This is a genomic window from Nonomuraea recticatena, assembly GCF_039533245.1.
GTDB classification, from domain to species: Bacteria; Actinomycetota; Actinomycetes; order Streptosporangiales; family Streptosporangiaceae; genus Nonomuraea; species Nonomuraea roseola.
Genome location: NZ_BAAATE010000002.1, coordinates 500,378 through 518,415, shown reverse-complemented (window position 1 = coordinate 518,415; position 18,038 = coordinate 500,378). Strand labels below are relative to the sequence as shown.

The following is an 18,038-nucleotide window of genomic DNA, read 5'->3' as shown; positions in this document are numbered from 1 at the left end:
CATATCGTCCCCATTGCTTATGCGCTTAAGTGCATCCAGAGGAGACCATGTGAGTGTGTACCGACCGCTGGATCACGGGTGGACCGTGACCGCAGTCTCGTCCGAGGTGGCCATCGAGAACGTGCCCGCCACCGTTCCCGGCTGCGTGCACACCGACCTGCTCGCGGCTGGGCTCATCGCTGACCCCTACCTGGACGACAACGAGGACGGACTGGCCTGGATCGGCCGTACGGCCTGGCGGTACGAGACCGACTTCGCCGTCGACGGCGACGACTTCGACCGGGCCGACCTGGCCTTCGACGGTCTGGACACCGTCGCCACTGTGACCCTGAACGGCGAGCGGGTCGGCGCGGTCGCCAACATGCACCGCTCCTACCGCTTCCCCGTCCGCGAGCTGCTGCGTCAGGGCCGCAACACGCTGGCCGTCGAGTTCGAGTCCCCGTACCACCACGCCGAGGCGCAACGGGCCGTCAGCGGCGGACGCCCGAGCCCCTATCCCGAGCCCTACCAGTTCATCAGGAAGATGGCCTGCAACTTCGGCTGGGACTGGGGCCCCACCCTCGTCACCTCCGGCATCTGGCGGCCGGCCGCCCTGCACACCTGGAGCACCGCCCGCCTCGCCCAGGTCCGCCCGGAGGTCACCCTCGACGGGCGCGACGGCCTGGTGCGGGTCCACGTCTCGGTCGAACGCGCCGCCGACGTCCCGATCACGCTGACCACCACCGTCGCGGGGGCCTTCGCCCGGGCACGGCTGGCGCCGGGCGCGTGCGAGGCGGTCCTGGAGATGCGCGTGGACGAGCCCGACCTGTGGTGGCCCCGCGGCTACGGCCCGCAGCCGCTCAGCCCGCTCACCGTCGTGCTCGAGGAGACGGGACAGACCTGGCGGCGCAACGTCGGCTTCCGCTCGATCCGGCTGGACACCACCGCTGACGAGCAGGGATCGGCTTTCACCCTCGTCGTCAACGACGTGCCGGTGTTCGTGCGCGGCGCCAACTGGATCCCCGACGACTGCTTTCCCGCAGGCGTGACCCGCGAGCGCCTGGCCGAGCGGTTCGCCCAGGCCTGCGAGGCCAACGTCAACCTGCTGCGGGTGTGGGGCGGCGGCCTGTACGAAAGCGACGACTTCTACGACCTGGCCGACGAGCTCGGCCTCCTGGTCTTCCAGGACTTCCTGTTCGCCTGCGCCGCCTACCCCGAGGACGACCCCCTGGCCGCCGAGGTCGCCGCCGAGGCCCGCGAGCAGGTGGTCCGTCTGGCGCCGCACCCCAGCCTGGTGCTGTGGATCGGCAACAACGAGAACTTCATGGGCCACGCCGACTGGGGCTGGCGCGAGCAGCTGGCGGACCGCAGCTGGGGCGCGGGCTACTACCTGGACGTGCTGCCCGGCATCGTCGCCGAGCTCGACCCCAGCAGGCCGTACTGGCCGGGCACGCCGTACTCGGGCGACGACAGCCGCCATCCTAACGCGCCCGAGCACGGCACCGTCCACATCTGGGACGTCTGGAACGAGCGCGACTACACCGGCTACGCCGACTGGCGGCCACGCTTCGTCGCCGAGTTCGGCTTCCAGGGCCCTCCCACCCACGCCACCCTGCGCCGCTCCGTCACGCACGGCCCCCTCACTGCCGACTCCTCCCACCAGAAGGCGGTCGACGGTCAGCGCAAGCTCCTGCGCGGCCTGGACGGGCACCTGCCGCCGCCCGCCACCTTCGACGACTGGCACTTCCTCACCCAGCTCAACCAGGCCAGGGCGGTGAGCTTCGGCGTCGAGAGGTTCCGCTCGCTCATGCCGTCCTGCATGGGCACGATCGTCTGGCAGCTCAACGACTGCTGGCCGGTCACCTCCTGGTCCGCGATCGACGGCGACGGGCGCCGCAAACCCCTCTGGTACGCGCTGCGCCGCGCCTACGCCGACCGCCTGCTGACCGTCCAGGACGGCGCCCTCGTCGCCGTCAACGACAGCCCCGAGCCATGGTCGGGCGAGCTGGAGCTGGTGCGCCGCAGCCTCACCGGCGAGCCGCTGGCCAAGGAGTCGGCGCGGGTGCGGGTGCCGCCGAGGAGCGTGAGCAGGATCGCGCTGCCTCCCCACGTGGCCACCGCCGCCGACCCCTCGGCCGAGCTGCTGGTGGCCGCCATGGACGAGACGCGCGTCATCCGGTTCTTCGCCGAGGACGTCGACCTGGCGCTTCCCCCCGCAGGCTTCGAGGCGGGCGTGCGGCCCGTGGCCGACGGCTACCTCGTCACCGTCACCGCCAGGACCCTGCTGCGCGACCTGACGCTCCTGCCCGACCGGCTCGATCCGGACGCCACCGTGGACGACATGATGATCACGCTGCTGCCTGGCGAGCGAGCCGTCTTCCACGTCCGCAGCTCCCGCGACCTCGATCCCGCGTCGCTGATCTGCGCCCCGGTGCTGCGCTGCGTCAACGACGGGAGGTAGGACGGATGCGACTCGAGGAGTACGTGGCGGAGCTCGACGCGCGATACGACGCCGACGTGCGGATGCCCTGGTCGCCCGCCACCGGGCCCGGCTACCACACCCGCGTCCCCGAGGGCGCCCGGGCGCACCAGACCAAGCTGGCCGCCGACTACGCCATCGCGCTGCTGCGGCTGGGCAGGGCCGACCGCGCGGGCGAGGTGCTCGACGCCCTGGCCGACCTGCAGGTGACCGACCCGATGTCGGCTCACTACGGGATCTGGGGATGGTTCATGGAGGAGCCGCCCGAGCAGATGAGCCCGGCCGACTGGAACTGGGCCGATTTCATCGGGGTACGGCTGGCGCAGGTCCTCGCCGTCCACGGCCGGCTGCTCGAGCCTCGCGTGCGGCGGCGAGTGCGGGCCGCGCTCCACCACGCGGCGATGTCCGTCTTCCGCCGCAACGTCGATCCCGGCTACACCAACATCGCGGTGATGGGCGCCGTGACGACCGCCGCGGCCGGACAGCTGCTGCGCCCCGGCCCTCCCCAGGCCCCGGCCCCCGCCCCCCGTGACGTCGACGACGCCCTGGAGTTCGTGGACGGCGAGCTGCTGCTGGATTTCGGCAGGCGGCGGCTGCGCGCGGTACTCGCCCTTCACGACGAGGCCGGCGGGTTCACCGAGTACAACTCCCCCGCCTACGGGAGGGTCGTGCTGGAGGAGCTGGAGCGGGCCGCGCTGATCGTGACCGATCCAGCCTTCAGGGCCGTCGCCGAGCAGCTGAGGGAGCTCACCTGGGCGGCGCTGGCCGAGCGGTTCCATCCCGGCACCGGCCAGCTCGCCGGCCCGATGAGCCGCGCCTACCACGACAGGATCCAGCCGGACCTGGCCGCGTACCTGCGCGCGCAGACGGGCGCGCCCATCGTGGCGGCCGGGCAGTCGAGCCGCCAGGCAGTGCCGCACGTGCCGTCGCAGGAAGGGCCGCCGCAGGAAGGGCCGCTCCAGGAGCGGCCGCCGCAGGCACCGCCGCCGGTGGTCGCGCCGCTGCTGGTGCCGCCGCTGCCCTGCCCGCGGCCCATCGCCGAACGCTTCCGCGCGCTGCCCTCGGTGCCCTACCAGGTGCGCACCCGATTCAGCTCCGACACGACCGGCACGTCCTGGTTCGCCGAGGACGCCTGCCTCGGCTCCGCCGACGAGGAGTTCGCCTGGGTCCAGCGCCGCCCCCTGCTCGGATACTGGCGCACCCCCGACGACCCGGCCGTGGTCCTGCGGGCCCGGATGTCGCTCAACGGCCACGACCTGAGCGCCGCCTGGTGCCGCCAGCATCAGGAAGGCCCGCGCGTGCTGTCGGCCTGGTGGCTCAGCTACGACTCCGGCGACTTCCACCCCGTGCTCGACCGGCCCGCCGACAGCGTCTTCCACGTCGGCGACCTGCGGCTGAGCGTGACCCTGCGGGGCCACGGGGTGGAGGCCCGCGAGCTGGGCGACGGCGTGTTCGCCCTGCGCGCAGGGGAGCGGCAGGCGGTCGTGCACACCGCTCCCGCGCGCTTCCTCGACCGGACCAGAACCTGGCAGGCCGTCAACGACGACGGCGAGGCGCGGGTCGAGGTGCGGCTGTACCAGGGGCCGAGCACGCCGCTCGACTTCCACCAGACCAGGCTGCGGGCCGCCTTCGCCCTGGAACTGCTCGCCCCCGGCGAGCAGCCAGGCACCGCCGCCGTGACCGGCGACCACGACGGCGACGGCCTGCTGCGCTGGCGCTGGGACGGCCTGCGGGTGAGCTCACCGGCCGAACCCACGCCCTTCGACAGGTAGCTCCAGGACACGTTTCACTCCCCCCACAAGAAGGAGTCCACACCCATGTCCCCGATATCACGACGACGCCTGCTCCTCGGCGTACCAGCCCTCGCCGCGGCCGGCGTGCTCGCCGAAGGCCGGGCGGCCACGGCGGCACCGGCGAACGCTGCCGGCACCGCGCTCGTCGACCGCTACGGCCAGTACCTCCACCAGAGCTGGCCAGGCAAGGTCACCTCGGACGAGCAGCTGCGGCGCGAGTACGCCGAGGAGGCGGCGCGGCTGGCCGACGTCGCCTTCGACACCACCACCTATGACGCCTACGGCGGCCTGAAGCGGCTGGGGCGGCGCGAGGCGAGCGGATACTTCCGCCTGGAGAAGGTCGAGGGCCGCTGGTGGTTCGTCACCCCCGACGGCCACCTGTTCTTCCTCAAGGGCGTCGACGCCTTCTCCGCGGAGGAGTGGGGCTACGGCACCCTGTACCTCAACGCCGACGGCAGCCCTCGCGAGCTGTTCGAGGAGCTGCCCGACCGTGACCGGTTCGCCGCCGCGTACGCCGTCGTCGAGCAGGGGCTGCACACGGTGAGCTTCCTGAAGGCGAACCTGATGCGCAAGTACGGCGACGACTACAAGGACAGGTGGCGCGACATCAGCCGGCGCCGGATGATCGACTGGGGGTTCAACGCCCAGGGCAAGTGGCACAGGGACCCTGCCGTCGTCATGCCCTACATCGAGCGGGCGCCGACGCCCACCGACGTCATCAAGGTGGGCTGGGGCATCGACCCGTTCGACCGTGACTTCTCCGCCAAGCTCGATCGCGCCTTCGGCGACTTCGGCATGCGCAGGATGCGCGACGACCCGTGGCTCATCGGCTACTTCTTCGAGAACGAGCGGGGCTGGAACAGGGAGATCGTGGCCCAGGTGGTGCGGAGAGGTGCTGACCTGCCGGCCAAGAGGGCGTTCGTGCGCCACCTCGAGCAGGCCTACGGCGCGGATCTCGCCCGCGTCAACGAGATCCTGGGCACCGATGCCCGCTCCTTCCGCGCGCTGGCCGACGAGGTGATCGACATCGGCAGGGTGCCGGACGGCGACGTGCGGGCGTTCATCACCCAGGCCTCCGCGACCTATTTCCGCAAGGTGCGCCAGGCGATCAAACGGCACGACCCGCACCACCTGTTCCTCGGCTCCTCGCTGGTGCCGACCTGGCGGACCAGCCCGGAGTGGAACGTCGGCGGGATCGAGCACCTGGACGCGATCTCCTTCGACTGGTACTCCGACAGCGCCGACTACCTGCGGCAGTACGAGACACACGACAAGCCGATCATCAACATCGAGTTCTCCTTCTGCTACCCCGACCGCGGCCTCACCTCCCACAATCCCTCGATCACCGCCACCGGCATCGCCGACAGGGGCGAGAAGTTCAAGGCGTTCGTCGAGGCGCAGGCCAAGAGCCCGGTGTTCGTGGGCTACGCCTGGTTCGTTTACTACGACCAGGCGGTGACCCGCAAACCCGGCGCCACCGAGGCCTTCAACATGGGCCTGGCCAACCAGCAGGACCAGCCCTACCACGAGATGACCGACATCATGCGCGCGACGAACAGGAACGTCGAAGCGGTCCACCTGAACGGCTAGGAGAGTCCAGGCCCTCGCGGGCGCACCGGCACGCGCCGGTGCGCCCGGCGCCCTGTTCAGGAGCCCTCGTGTACGACCTCGTGCTCCCACTGCTCGCGGGGCTGGGTGTGCAGCCGCCAGTAGTGCTCGGCGATGTCGTCGGGGTCGAACGCGGTGCCGGGGGCGACGGCCCCCGCCACGGTGACGCCGGCCACGTGCACGCCCGCGGCGCCGTACTCCTGGTCGAGCAGGCTCACCAGCGTCCTGACCCCCGCCTTGCCCAGCGACAGGCTCACGTAGGCGGCCTTCGGCTGCGGCATGCCCCCGGTGATGAGGATGGAGCCGCTGCCGCGCCGTGCCATCGCGGGCGCGACGTGGGCGGCGGCGGTGAGCGCGCCCACCACGTTGACCGCCCATGCGTCCAGGTGGGCGCGCGCGGGCAACTCGCCCGGCCTGTCGGCCTGGATGATCGCGGCGTTGTACACCACCACGTCCGGCAGGCCGAACTCGCCTGCCGCCCTGTCGAGCGCGGCGCGCAGCGCTACCTCGTCGGTGCTGTCGGCCGTCAGGGTGAGCACGGGCACCCCGCCCGGCTCGGCGCCCTTCAGCGTCCCTGCCCTTCGCGCGATCAGCGTGACCGGCATGCTCTCCCTGGCGAACCTGCGCGCGACCGCCTGCCCGATCCCCGGTCCCGCTCCGATGACCACCGCTCCTGCCACCTTGCCTCCTCCATTCGTCCGGATTCGCGACAACGGGAGGTTAAAGCGTCACATCGGTGTGAGGGTCAACCGCCCGCGCCGGGACGGTGGCCCGCCTGCCTGAGCACCGCGGCGAGGAAGGCCTTGATGTCGGCGGCGCTCGTGGTGTCGGGGTAGGAGCCGAGGTGGTGCAGCACCGCCCCGTTGAGCACCTGCTGGAGGATGTCGAGGTCCGTGTCGGCGGGCAGCTCGCCGCTGTCGCGCGCGGCGGCCAGCGTGGCGCGCTCGGCCGCCGCCCTGCGCAGGCCGTTGGCGCCGCGGTAGGCCTGGAGCAGTTCGGGGTGGTCGTCCACGGCGCCGTACAGGCGGCGCAGCATGCGGCGGTTGCGCGGCTCGCTCAGGTAGAGGGCCCAGTCGTCGAGCATGCTGGCGATGTCGGGCCAGTCGATGGCGCCTGGCTCATGGTCCTGGTGGACCGACTCGATCGCCTGGACCAGCAGCGCCGTCTTGCCGGCGAAGCGCCGGTAGACGGTGGCCCTGGTCACCCCCGCCCGCTGGGCGACCTGCTCGATGCTCGTCTGGCTGGCGCCGTACTCGATCAACAGGTCGAGGGCGGCGGCGAGCACGGCCGCGTCCACCTCCTGGCTGCGCGGCCGTCCCGGCGCCCTCACCGCTGTCCCGCGGCGGTGGCGGCGACGCCCGTCGCGCGGCCGGCGGTCACGTGCACGATCAGCCCCCTCGGTCGATCACGGTCGGGGGCGCGACGAGGCCGGAGAGGATCCGGGCCCGCCTCGCGGCGCGCCCCCGCAGGTAGCCGACAGGGTAGCGCGGCCGCGGCCGGCCCGCGCCTTGGTGATCGCGCCCTGCCGGCCTCAGCCGCCACCACGGCCCTTCGCGGGCCGGGGGCGCCGAGGCCGGGTGGTTGTCAGTCGGTGCCCTTCCACTGGGCGAGCAGCTTGTCGTAGTCGAGCGTCTCCGGCTTGCCTCTCTCGTCGGCGAGCTTCGGCGCGGGGGCGCCGGGCTGGTCCAGCCAGTACTGGGCGTCCCTCTCCTGGTTCAGCTTCGGCGCGCACTCCCCGCCGTAGCCCCGCCGCTCCAGCCTGGACAGGATGTCGTCCTGCTGCTTGGCCAGGTTGTCCATCGACTGCTGGGCCGTTGTCTCGCCCGTGACCGCGGTGGCGACGTTCTGCCACCACAGCTGGGCCAGCTTCGGGTAGTCGGGGACGTTGGTGCCCGTCGGGGTCCACTGCTTGCGGGCGGGCGAGCGGTAGAACTCGATGAGCCCGCCGTACTTGGCGGCGTTCTCGGTGAAGTAGTCGCTCCTGATGTCGGAGTCGCGGATGAAGGTGAGGCCCGTGATGGACTTCTTCAGCGAGACCGTCTTGGACGTGACGAACTGGGCGTACAGCCACGCCGCCGCCCGCCGCTCCTGGGGGGTGTTCTTCAGCAACGTCCAGGCGCCGGCGTCCTGGTAGCCCAGCTTGTTGCCGTCCTTCCAGTACGCGCCGTGCGGGCTGGGGGCCATGCGCCACTTCGGCGTGCCGTCCGCGTTGACCACGGGCAGGCCCTCCTTGGCCAGGTCCGCGGTGAAGGCGGTGTACCAGAAGATCTGCTGCGCGATGGCGCCCTGCGCGGGCACGGGCCCCGACTCGCTGAAGTTCATGCCCGCCGCCTCCTTCGGGGCGTACTTCTTCAGCCAGTCGACGTACTTGTTGAGCGCGTAGACGGCTGCGGGGCCGTTGGTGTCGCCGCCGCGGGTCACCGACGAGCCGACGGGGCGGCAGTTCTCCACCCTGATGCCCCAGTCGTCCACCGGCAGCCCGTTGGGGATGCCCGCGTCGCCGTTGCCCGCCATGGACAGCCACGAGTCGGTGAAGCGCCAGCCCAGCGACGGGTCCTTGCGGCCGTAGTCCATGTGGCCGTAGACCTTCTTGCCGTCGATCGTGCCGTCGCCGTTCACCTTGTTGGTGAAGAAGTCGGCGATGTCCTCGTAGGCCGCCCAGTTGACGGGGACGCCGAGGTCGTAGCCGTAGGCGTCCTTGAACTGCTTCTTGATCTTCTCGTCGGTGAACCAGTCGTAGCGGAACCAGTAGAGGTTGGCGAACTGCTGGTCGGGAAGCTGGTAGAGCTTCTTGTCCGGGCCCGTCGTGAAGCTGATGCCGATGAAGTCCTGCAGGTCGAGCGTGGGCGAGGTGACGGCCTTGCCCTCTCCCGCCATGTAGTCCGACAGGGGGAAGACGTAGTCGCCGCGGGAGTGGGTGCCGATGAGGTCGGAGTCGTTGACGTAGGCGTCGTAGATGTTCTGGTTGCCCTGGATCTGGGTCTGCAGCTTCTCGACGACGTCACCCTCCTGGATCAGGTCGTGCTTGAGCCTGATGCCGGTGATCTCGCTGAAGGCCTTGGCGAGCTTCTGCGACTCGTACTCGTGGGTGGTGATCGTCTCGGAGACCACGTTGATCTCCATTCCGCGGTACGGCGCGGCCGCCTTGATGAACCAGTCCATCTCCGCCAGTTGCTGGTCGCGGGAGAGCGTGCTGGGCGTGAACTCCTCGCTGACCCATCGGCGGGCGGCGGCCTTGCCGTCCTCCTCCCTGAAGTCGCTCGTGCCCCCACCTCCCCCGCCGGTGCTGCAGCCCGCCACCAGCAGGATGAGTACGGCACCTGCCCGTTTGAGCGTTGACGACATCGTCCCTCCTTCATCCCCATATGCCGATGACCAGTGCCACCAGCAGCGCGCAGCCCAGCGCCAGCCACATCGACAGGTCGGTGAGGGCGATCCACCCGGCCAGCACGACGGCCGCGCTGATCAGCCCGATGTACAGGCGGTCGCCCCTGTCGGTCTCGATGCGCAGGAATCCGCGGCGCGCGACGGGAGGCGAGAGCCTGCCCCACACCGCCATCCCGGTCAGCAGCAGGACCAGCCCCGCGAACACCAGTGCCGTGGGCGGGGTCCACACCATCCACTCGAGCACGGTCAGACCCTCCCCATGGAGAAGCCCTTGGCTATGTAGTTCCTGACGAACCAGATGACGATCGCGCCCGGGATGATCGTCAGCACGCCCGCCGCGGCCAGCAGTCCCCAGTCGACGCCCGCCGCGCTCACGGTCCTGGTCATGGTGGCCGCGATGGGCTTGGCGTCGACGGAGGTGATGGTCCTGGCGATGAGCAGTTCGACCCAGCTGAACATGAAGCAGAAGAAGGCGGTGACGCCGATCGCCGAGCGGATCATCGGCAGGAAGATGCGGATGAAGAAGCGCGGCAGCGAATAGCCGTCGATGGCCGCCGTCTCGTCGATCTCGCGCGGAATTCCCGACATGAAGCCTTCGAGGATCCATACGGCGAGCGGCACGTTGAAGAGCATGTGCGCGATGGCGACGCCGAGGTGCGTGTCGAAAAGGCCGACGCTCTGGTAGATCTGGAAGAAGGGCAGCAGGAAGACGGCGGGCGGCGCCATCCTGTTGGTCAGCAGCCAGAAGAACAGGTGTTTGTCACCGGCGAACCTGAAGCGTGAGAACGCGTACGCCGCGGGAAGCGCCACGATCAGCGACATGACCGCGTTCATGGACGTGTAGAGAATCGAGTTGAGATAGCTCGAATACCACACGTCGTTGGTGAAGAACGTCTCGTAGTTCTCCAGCGTCACCCGCTGCGGAATGAGCGAGAAACTGCCGAGGATGTCCTCGTTCGGCCTGATGGACATCCCGAACATCCACAGCAGCGGCAGCATGAGGGTGGCGGCGTACAGCCAGAACACCGTGCGCGCCCAAGGCAGCCTCATCGCCCGCTCCTCGTCAGCACGGTGAAGAAGACGTAGGAGATGATCTGCACGATGAGGAAGTAGAGCAGCGAGAACGCGCCTGCGGGGCCGAGGTCGAACTGCCCGACGGCGATCTTCGACAGCAGGATGCTGAGGAAGGAGGTGGCGTTGCCTGGCCCGCCGCCCGTCACCACGAAGGGCTCGGTGTAGATCATGAAGCTGTCCATGAAGCGGAGCAGGACGGCGATGGTCAGCACACCGCGCAGGCGGGGCAGCTGGATGTGGCGGAAGGTGGCCCACGCGGAGGCGGCGTCGATCTGCGCGGCCTGGAAGTAGGGGTCGGGGATCGAGCGCAGGCCCGCGTAGGCCAGCAGCGCCACCAGCGGCGTCCAGTGCCAGACGTCCATGAGCAGGACGGTGATCCAGGCGTCGGTGGAGTCGAGCGTGTAGTTGAACCCGATGCCCAGCACGTTGTTGATCGTCCAGCCGCCCAGGCCGATGTCGCCGCGGGCGAAGATCTGCCAGATGGTGCCGACCACGTTCCACGGGATGAGCAGCGGCAGCGCGACGACGACCAGGGCCACCGACACCGACACCCCGCGCCGCGGCATACACACCGCGATCGCGACGCCGAGCGGGATCTCCACCAGCAGCACCTGGGCGGAGAACAGCAGGGTCCTCAGGAAGGCGGCGCGCACCTCGGGGTCGCGGGAGATGGACCTGAACCAGTCGAGCCCCACGAAGATCCGGTCGGTGGGGGTGAAGATGTCCTGCACGGAGAAGTTGACGACGGTCATCAGCGGGATGACCGCGGTGAACGCGACCGACACCACGACGGGCAGCACCAGGAACCAGGCGCGGTTGTTCTTCGGCTTCAGGTCGGCCTGCCTGCCGCGGGCCTCCTCTCGTGGCGAGGTCTCGGTCCCGGCGTCCTCGGCTAACTGGCTGGTCACACTCCCTGGCCCCCTTCGAGCGGCGCTATGGACCCGCACCTCACCTCGTCCCTGAACAGGAACGCCCCGTCGGCGGCGAAGTGGAAGAACTCGACCGCGCCAGGTGTGTGGTGGGAGCCCGCGTCCACCTTGGCGACCAGGTCGTGGCCGTCCACGTCGGCGCGGACCAGGTGGTAGGCGCCCATGCGGTCCACGCCCTTCACCCGCGCCTTCACGCCGGGCGTCTCCCGCGCGGCGCTGACGCGCACGAACTCGGGCCTGACGCCGACGCGCACGGGACCGGGCGGCAGCTCGCCGACGGCCCTGCCGATCACCGCCTCCCCCACTCTGACCAGCCCGCCGACGACCTCGGCCGGCAGCACGTTCATGCCGGGCGATCCGATGAAGTGGCCGACGAACTCGTGGGCTGGCGACAGGAACAGCTCGGCGGGCGTGCCTGACTGGACGACCTCTCCGTCCTTGAGCACCACCACCTCGTCGGCGAAGGTCAGCGCCTCGGTCTGGTCGTGCGTGACGTAGATGAGCGTGTGGCCGGTGTCGCGGTGGATCTCCTTCAGCTTGCTGCGCAGGGTCCACTTCAGCGCGGGGTCGATCACCGTGAGCGGCTCGTCGAGCAGCACGGCGGCGACCTCGGAGCGGACCAGGCCCCTGCCCAGGCTGACGATCTGCTGCCGGCCCGGATCCAGCCTGCGCGACCTGCGGTGGAGATGCTCGTCGAGCCCCAGCAGCTGCGACACCCTGCGGACGCGCTGGTCGATCTCCGCCTTGGGGTACCTGCGGTTGCGCAGCGGGAAGGCGAGGTTGTCGTAGACCGACATCTGCTCGTACAGCACGGGGAACTGGAAGACCTGCGCGATGTTGCGGCCCGCCGTCGGCACCGAGGTCACGTCGCGGTCGCCGAACCAGATCCGCCCCACGGTCGGGGAGAGCAGGCCGGAGACGATGTTCAGCAGGGTGGTCTTGCCGCACCCGCTCGGCCCGAGCAGGGCGTAGGCCCTGGCCTCCCGCCAGGTCCAGGTCATCGGCTTGAGCGCCCAGGTCCTGCCGCCGTCGTAGCTGTGTCCCACGCCCTCGAGGCGGATGTCAGCCATGCAGATCGACCTCCGCCGTCGACGAGGCCAGCAGGTCCCCGCCGGCCTCGTCGAAGACCAGGACGTGGGCGGGGTCGACGTAGGCGGTCGCCTGCTCGCCGGGGGTGAACAGCCGGGTGCCCGGCAGCTGGGCGACGAGGTGGGTGCCGCCCCGCAGCAGCAGGTGCAGGAAGGTCGCGCTGCCGGTCACCTCTGCCAGGCGGATCTCCGCCGGGAAGGCGAGCGCGCCGGGCCCGGCCCCCTCGATGCTCACCTGGTGCGGGCGGACGCCGAGGACGACGCGCTCGGCCCGGGCGTGCGCCCGCGGAGCCTCGAAGGAGGCGCCCATGCACTCGATCCATCCGTCGCGCACGACGCCGGGCAGGAGGTTCAGCGGCGGATCGCTGAGCGTCGCGGCGACGGCCAGCGTGGGCGGCCGGTCGTACATGTCCGCGGCATCGCCGACGTGCCGTACCCGGCCCTCGCCGAGGACCACTGTGGGCGCCGCGAAGCCGAGCGCCTCCGCGGGATCGGATGTCGAGTAGAGCACCACGCCCTTCGACTGGCCGAACATGCTCTTGAGGTCGCCCCTCAGCTGCTCCCTGAGCTTGTAGTCGAGGTTGGCGAGCGGCTCGTCGAGCAGCAGCACGTCCACGGGCCTGGCCAGTGCCCTGGCGATGGCGGTGCGCTGCTGCTGGCCGCCCGACAGCTCGGACGGCCTGCGTGGCAGCAGGTCGCCGATGCCCATGAGCTCGGCGACCTCGCCCACCCGCCGGTCGACCTGGTCCTTGGGAAAGGCGCGGTCGAGACGCAGCGGGGAGGCGATGTTCTCGTGGACCGTCAGGGAGGGATAGTTGATGAACTGCTGGTAGACGAAGGCCACGGAGCGTTTTCGCACCGAGATCGAGGCGACGTCTTTTCCGTCGACAATGACCCGGCCCGCACCCGGCGGGTGCAGGCCTGCCACGACCCGCATCAGCGTCGTTTTCCCCGCGCCCAGCGGACCGATGAGCACGGTCATTCCGCTGGATAATTCGAGGTTTATGTCGTCGAGCCAGATCTCGTCACGTTGTCGTACGCAAACACCGTCAAGAACCAGCGCCATCGAGCCCGGTCCTCTCTCCCGGTGCAAGATTGTTTACTGGGTGCCGCTCCTCCATCTAACATGACAAGCAAGTGCGTGCCTAGAGTAAATGTCTGGCGCGAAATCTCCGGTTAACTGAGCCGGAATACCTCCGGGTTGGCGCAGTGGGCGAGCGGCTCTCCGCGCAGGTAGCGGCCCACTTCGGCGGCCACGATGCGGGCGGCGTTGCCCGCCGTCTCCTTGCTCGCCCCCGCCAGGTGCGGCGTCATGACCACGTTCGGCGCGGTGAGCAACCTGGAGTCCTTCGGCAGCGGCTCCTCGGGGAAGACGTCGAACGCCGCGGCGAACAGCTGTCCCGACTCCAGCGCGTCGCACACCGCCTCGTAGTCGACCAGGCTGCCCCTCGCGCAGTTGACCAGCACCGATCCTCTGGGCATGACGGCCAGCTGCCTCGCGCCGATCATGCCGGCGGTCTCGGGGGTGGCCCTGGCGTGCAACGACACCACCAGCGACCTCGACAGCAGCTCCTCCAGCGACGCGACCCGCTCGGCCGGGCCGTCCAGCTCGGCGTAGGGGTCGAAGACCAGCACCCGCGCGCCGAACCCGGCCAGCATCCTGGCCACCCTGCGGCCGATGGCGCCGTAGCCGACCAGGCCGACCGTCGCGCCTTCCAGCTCGGGGCCGACGCTGTCGTAGGTGTAGTAGTCGCCGCGCCAGACGCCGGAGACGAGCTCGCCGTGGGTGGCGGGGATCCGCCGGATCGCGGCGAGGATCATGCCCATCGTGTGCTCGGCCGTGGCGGTGGCGTTGCGGCCCGGGGCGTAGCAGACGGCGACGCCGTGCCTGGTGGCCGCCTCCAGGTTGGCGTTGACCGGCCCGCCTCTCCCCACGCAGAACAGGCGCAGCTCCGGTGAGGCGGCGAGGATCCGCTCGGTCAGCGGCGCCATCTGGGTGAGGCAGATCTCCACCCCGCGCAGCGCCTCGATGAGCTCCTCCTCGCCTCCCGACGCCTCGCGCACCTCGGCGACCGGGCCGAACGGCTCGACCGGCCACGGCAGGGTCAGCTCGGAGATCTCCAGGTCGCCGACGCCTTCGAGAGCTTCGGAAAACAGGCGGTTGAGGACGAAGTGGTCGCCTGCGGCGAGGACACGGGTGGTCATGAGAGGGCTCCGTTGAACTGGAGGAGGGCGATGTCGCCGTCGCGGAGGGCGATCTCGGTCAGGGCCCCGTTGCTCAGGAACGGGAACAGCCGCCGGTACTCGCGCAGCGGCACCCCGATGAGCCCGCACAGGGCGAGCCTGATGATCGTGGTGTGCGCGACCACCAGCACGCGGCCCTCGGGGTGCTCGGCGGCGATGTCGTGCAGGCATTCGGTGAAGCGCTGGGCGGCCTTGACGGGGTCCTCGCCGCCCGGCAGGTGGTGGGCGACGGGGTCGGTGGTGAACGCCTCGCGCGCCTGCGGGAAGCGGCTGCTCATCTCGGCGGCCGTGAGCCCCTCGGCCTCGCCGAAGGCCAGCTCGCGCAGCCGCTCGTCGACGCGCAGCGGGACACCGACCGCCTCGGCGCACGGCTCGGCCGTGAGCCTGGAGCGCGACAGCGTGGAGGCCCACACCGCCGACAGCTGCGCGCCCCCGGCCCATGCGGCGAGCCTGGCGGCCTGCCGTACGCCCAGCGGGGTCAGCGCGATGTCGCTGATGCCCGCGTAGCGGTTCTCGGCGTGCCACACCGACTCTCCATGACGGACCAGGACCAGGCGGGTCATCGGGTTGTCCTCTCGTGTGCGTGCGCGGCGACCTCGGCGGGCAGCCACTGCCTGCGCGCCAGCTCGTCGACCAGGCGCAGGTAGGCGTCGTCGAAACGGTCGGCAGAGCCGGGGCGGGGGTCGATCGTGTCGCGGACGCGGACCATCTCCGCGGCCACGTCGGCGACCCTGCGGCCTGGCGAGGCGGCCAGCACCGCCATGCCGAGCGCGGGTTCGGCGTTCTCGGGGAGCGTGACCTGCCTGCCCAGCACGTCGGCGCGCAGCTGGCACCAGTACGCGCTGCGCGTCGCGCCGCCCGTCAGGGTGAGCGCGCCGTCCACGGGAGCGCCGAGCTGGTCCAGATAGTCGAAGCAGAGCCGTTCGACGAAGGCGACACCCTGCAACAACGCCGCGAAGTGCTCGGCCTCGTCGGCCACCTCGCCAAGGAGGAACCCTCTGGCCTGCGGCGCGACGAAGGGGAAGCGCTCCCCTGCCGAGACGAGCGGGTAGGCGAGCGGCCCGGCCGGTTCTCGTCCTGCGGCCGCGGCGCTCAGCTCGTCGAGGTCGCGGCCGGGGAAGTCACGGGCGATCGCGCCCGAGCCCGTGCTCGACGCGCCGCCCGGCAGCCAGGCGCCGTCGGGCGCCCTGTGCGAGTAGACCGCGCCCAGCGGGTCGCGGACCAGCTCGCGGGTCACCCCCTTGATCACCAGGGTGGTGCCGAGCACGGAGTTCCAGCTGCCGGGGGTGAGCGCGCCCGCGCCGAGCTGGGCGGCGCAGCCGTCGGTCGCCCCCGCGATGACGGGGGTGCCCTCGGGCAGGCCGGTGAGCTCGGCCGCGGCGGCGCAGACCGTGCCGAGAACCGTGCCCGAACGGACCAGGAAGGGCAGCGTCTCGCCCGGCACGCCGAGCGTGGCGAGCACGTCCGAAGGCCAGTCCTCCTCGATCAGGTGCGCCCCTGTCTTGAGCGCGCTGCTGAGATCGGTGGGCACCTCATGGCCGACCAGGCGGCGGTTGACGAAGTCGCTCTGGTGCAGCAGCCTGACGCCGCTCCAGCCGTACTCGTCGAGCAGCCAGAGCAGTTTCGGCAGCGCCCACGCGGCCTGCATGCGGCGGTAGCCGAGCTGGGACCAGACATGGCCGCCCACCTCGTTGATCTTGTCCACCTGGGCGGCGGCGCGGGTGTCGTCGTACATCAGGCCGGGCGTGAGCGGGCGGCCCTGCGTGTCGGCGAGCAGGACGGTGCCGGAGGTGGCGTCCACCGCCACGCCGTGCACCTCGGCGTCCGGCACGTCGGCGAGCGCCTCGGCGCAGGCCAGCGCGGTCGCGTGCCACCACTGCTCGGGGTCCTGCTCGTGCCGCTCGCCTTCGCGGTGGCTGGTCAGCTTGCGCGTGCCCATGCCCGCGACCCTGCCCTCGCCCGTGACGGCGAGCGCCCTGACGCTCTGCGTGCCGAGATCCAGCCCGACCCAGACGCCGCTCACCTGCTGCTCCTGACGCTCTCCCTGACGCGCAGGAACCGGTCGAACAGCTCGTCGTACGGCCCCGCGGCCGGGTCGAGCGCCTGCCGTACCCGGGGTTCGGGCACCTTGGCCAGCGCACCGGTGGCCAGGCCGCCCATGACGTAGGCGCCTCTGGCGCCGGCCTCCTCGTCGGCCGTGCGCAGCACGGGCAGGCCCGTGACGTCGGCGATGAGCCGCGTCCACACCTCGCTGGCCGCGCCGCCTCCGCAGACGCGCAGCTCGGTGGGCCTGACGTGGGAGGCGGTGAGGCAGTCTCTGATGACCATGCTGAGGCCTTCCATGACCGCGCGGGCCAGATGCTCACGGCGGTGCTCGAAGGAGAGGCCGACGAACGCGCCTCTCGCGAACGGATCGAGGAAGGGGGCGCGCTCTCCGGCGGGCGACAGATAGGGAAGGAACACCAGACCCTCCGCGCCCGCGGGCGCCAGGGTGGCCAGCTCGCCGAGGTCGGCGGGATGGCTCAGGCCGAGCATCTCGCAGGCCCAGCCGATCACCTCGCCGCCCGCCAGCGTGGGGAAGGCCCGCAGGTGGAGCCCGGGCAGCCCGAGTGCGACGGTCAGGCCCGAGGCCCGCTCCCCCAGCTCCACCCGGTCGGTGACGATCTCCGTGCACAGCGTCGTGCCGAGGATCGTGCATGCCTGCCCTGGGGTGACGGCGCCGACGCCGACCGCGGTGGAGGCGATGTCGTAGGAGGACAGCACGACGGGGGTGCCCGTGGGCAGGCCCAGCCCCTGCGCGGTCAGCGGCGCGGCCCTGTCCTCGTCGTCGAGCTGCTCGGGCAGCAGCGGGGCGGCCCACTCCAGGTCGTAGAGGGCCAGCAGCTCGGCGGAGTAGCGCCCCGTGGCCAGGTCGGTGAAAGGCGCGGAGGCGTCGGAGCTGTCGACCGCGACCCTGCCGGTGAGTTTGGAGAACAGCCAGCCGCCACAGGTCAGCGCGGTCGCCGAGCGGTCGAGCCGCTCCGGGTCGTGCAGGCGCAGCCACGCCAGCACGGCGTTGGGCAGCCCGGCGAAGGTCAGCGAGCCGTTACGGTGAAAGGCCCGCTCCAGCACGCCCGCCGCAGTCCAGTCCGCGACGAAGGCGGCCGCGCGGGCGTCGTTCCAGAGGATGGCGGGCCCCGTCGGCTCGCCGTCGGGGCCGACCAGCCAGCAGCCGTCGCCCTGCGCGGTGACCGCGACGTAGTCGAAGGGCCCGGCCATGCCCTCGACCACCTCGCGCACGCAGGAGACGACCGCCTCCCACACCGCGTTCATGTCCTGCTCGGCCCAGCCGGGACGGGGCCTGGTCACGGTGGTGGCCCTGCGCGCCACCACGGCCTCGGCGCCCTCCTCGTCGTAGCCGACCGCCTTGATCATCGTGGTGCCGGCGTCGACACAGACCACTGCCATCGCTCGCTCC

15 protein-coding genes are annotated in these 18,038 nt (G+C 71.0%); 3 read left to right on the top strand and 12 right to left on the bottom strand.

Going from position 1 to position 18,038, the window contains the following annotated elements:
* Positions 1-49: 49 nt before the first annotated feature.
* From ABFX50_RS05720 to ABFX50_RS05710, 3 genes are read left to right on the top strand one after another with little or no spacing between them, the layout of a single operon-like run.
* Positions 50-2,440, top strand: a complete 2,391-nt coding sequence (locus ABFX50_RS05720) for a glycoside hydrolase family 2 protein (RefSeq protein ID WP_346143861.1) — start codon at positions 50-52, stop codon at positions 2,438-2,440.
* A gap of 5 nt (positions 2,441-2,445) precedes the next feature.
* Positions 2,446-4,230, top strand: coding sequence for a hypothetical protein (locus ABFX50_RS05715; RefSeq protein ID WP_346143859.1), 1,785 nt, complete (start codon positions 2,446-2,448; stop codon positions 4,228-4,230).
* Between the two features lie 45 nt (positions 4,231-4,275).
* Positions 4,276-5,841, top strand: coding sequence for a hypothetical protein (locus tag ABFX50_RS05710; protein WP_346143857.1), 1,566 nt, complete (start codon positions 4,276-4,278; stop codon positions 5,839-5,841).
* A gap of 56 nt (positions 5,842-5,897) precedes the next feature.
* Here ABFX50_RS05710 and ABFX50_RS05705 read toward each other — a convergent pair whose 3' ends face one another.
* The 12 genes from ABFX50_RS05705 to ABFX50_RS05650 form a co-directional block, all read right to left on the bottom strand.
* On the bottom strand, positions 5,898-6,539 hold the full coding sequence (locus ABFX50_RS05705; protein ID WP_346143855.1) for an SDR family NAD(P)-dependent oxidoreductase: 642 nt from the start codon (positions 6,537-6,539) through the stop codon (positions 5,898-5,900).
* 65 nt (positions 6,540-6,604) lie between these two features.
* Positions 6,605-7,156 (bottom strand): TetR/AcrR family transcriptional regulator, encoded by a 552-nt coding sequence (locus tag ABFX50_RS05700; protein WP_346143853.1) that lies wholly within the window; start codon positions 7,154-7,156, stop codon positions 6,605-6,607.
* A gap of 287 nt (positions 7,157-7,443) precedes the next feature.
* Positions 7,444-9,204, bottom strand: a complete 1,761-nt coding sequence (locus tag ABFX50_RS05695; protein WP_183645415.1) for an ABC transporter substrate-binding protein — start codon at positions 9,202-9,204, stop codon at positions 7,444-7,446.
* A gap of 10 nt (positions 9,205-9,214) precedes the next feature.
* Positions 9,215-9,490 carry a DUF2160 domain-containing protein gene (locus ABFX50_RS05690; RefSeq protein WP_221241011.1) on the bottom strand — a complete coding sequence of 92 codons (276 nt, stop codon included), beginning with the start codon at positions 9,488-9,490 and terminating at the stop codon, positions 9,215-9,217.
* A gap of 2 nt (positions 9,491-9,492) precedes the next feature.
* Positions 9,493-10,296: a carbohydrate ABC transporter permease gene (locus tag ABFX50_RS05685; protein WP_183645416.1), complete on the bottom strand. Its 804-nt coding sequence runs from the start codon at positions 10,294-10,296 to the stop codon at positions 9,493-9,495.
* Positions 10,293-11,228, bottom strand: coding sequence for a carbohydrate ABC transporter permease (locus tag ABFX50_RS05680; protein WP_346143851.1), 936 nt, complete (start codon positions 11,226-11,228; stop codon positions 10,293-10,295). The genes ABFX50_RS05685 and ABFX50_RS05680 overlap by 4 nt, the downstream gene beginning before the upstream one ends.
* A complete protein-coding gene (locus tag ABFX50_RS05675) occupies positions 11,225-12,319 on the bottom strand; it encodes an ABC transporter ATP-binding protein (protein WP_346143849.1) in 1,095 nt (364 codons plus the stop codon). Before ABFX50_RS05675 ends, ABFX50_RS05680 begins: the two co-directional genes overlap by 4 nt.
* Positions 12,312-13,403, bottom strand: a complete 1,092-nt coding sequence (locus ABFX50_RS05670) for an ABC transporter ATP-binding protein (RefSeq protein WP_346143847.1) — start codon at positions 13,401-13,403, stop codon at positions 12,312-12,314. The genes ABFX50_RS05675 and ABFX50_RS05670 overlap by 8 nt, the downstream gene beginning before the upstream one ends.
* Before the next feature lie 110 nt (positions 13,404-13,513).
* The gene (locus tag ABFX50_RS05665; protein ID WP_346143845.1) at positions 13,514-14,542 is read right to left on the bottom strand and encodes a 2-hydroxyacid dehydrogenase; all 1,029 of its coding nucleotides are present in this window, start codon (positions 14,540-14,542) and stop codon (positions 13,514-13,516) included.
* Positions 14,539-15,144, bottom strand: coding sequence for a histidine phosphatase family protein (locus ABFX50_RS05660; protein WP_183645420.1), 606 nt, complete (start codon positions 15,142-15,144; stop codon positions 14,539-14,541). The genes ABFX50_RS05665 and ABFX50_RS05660 overlap by 4 nt, the downstream gene beginning before the upstream one ends.
* On the bottom strand, positions 15,141-16,604 hold the full coding sequence (locus ABFX50_RS05655; RefSeq protein WP_346143843.1) for an FGGY-family carbohydrate kinase: 1,464 nt from the start codon (positions 16,602-16,604) through the stop codon (positions 15,141-15,143). Before ABFX50_RS05655 ends, ABFX50_RS05660 begins: the two co-directional genes overlap by 4 nt.
* A complete protein-coding gene (locus ABFX50_RS05650) occupies positions 16,601-18,028 on the bottom strand; it encodes an FGGY family carbohydrate kinase (protein ID WP_346143841.1) in 1,428 nt (475 codons plus the stop codon). The genes ABFX50_RS05655 and ABFX50_RS05650 overlap by 4 nt, the downstream gene beginning before the upstream one ends.
* Between the last annotated feature and the right edge of the window lie 10 nt (positions 18,029-18,038).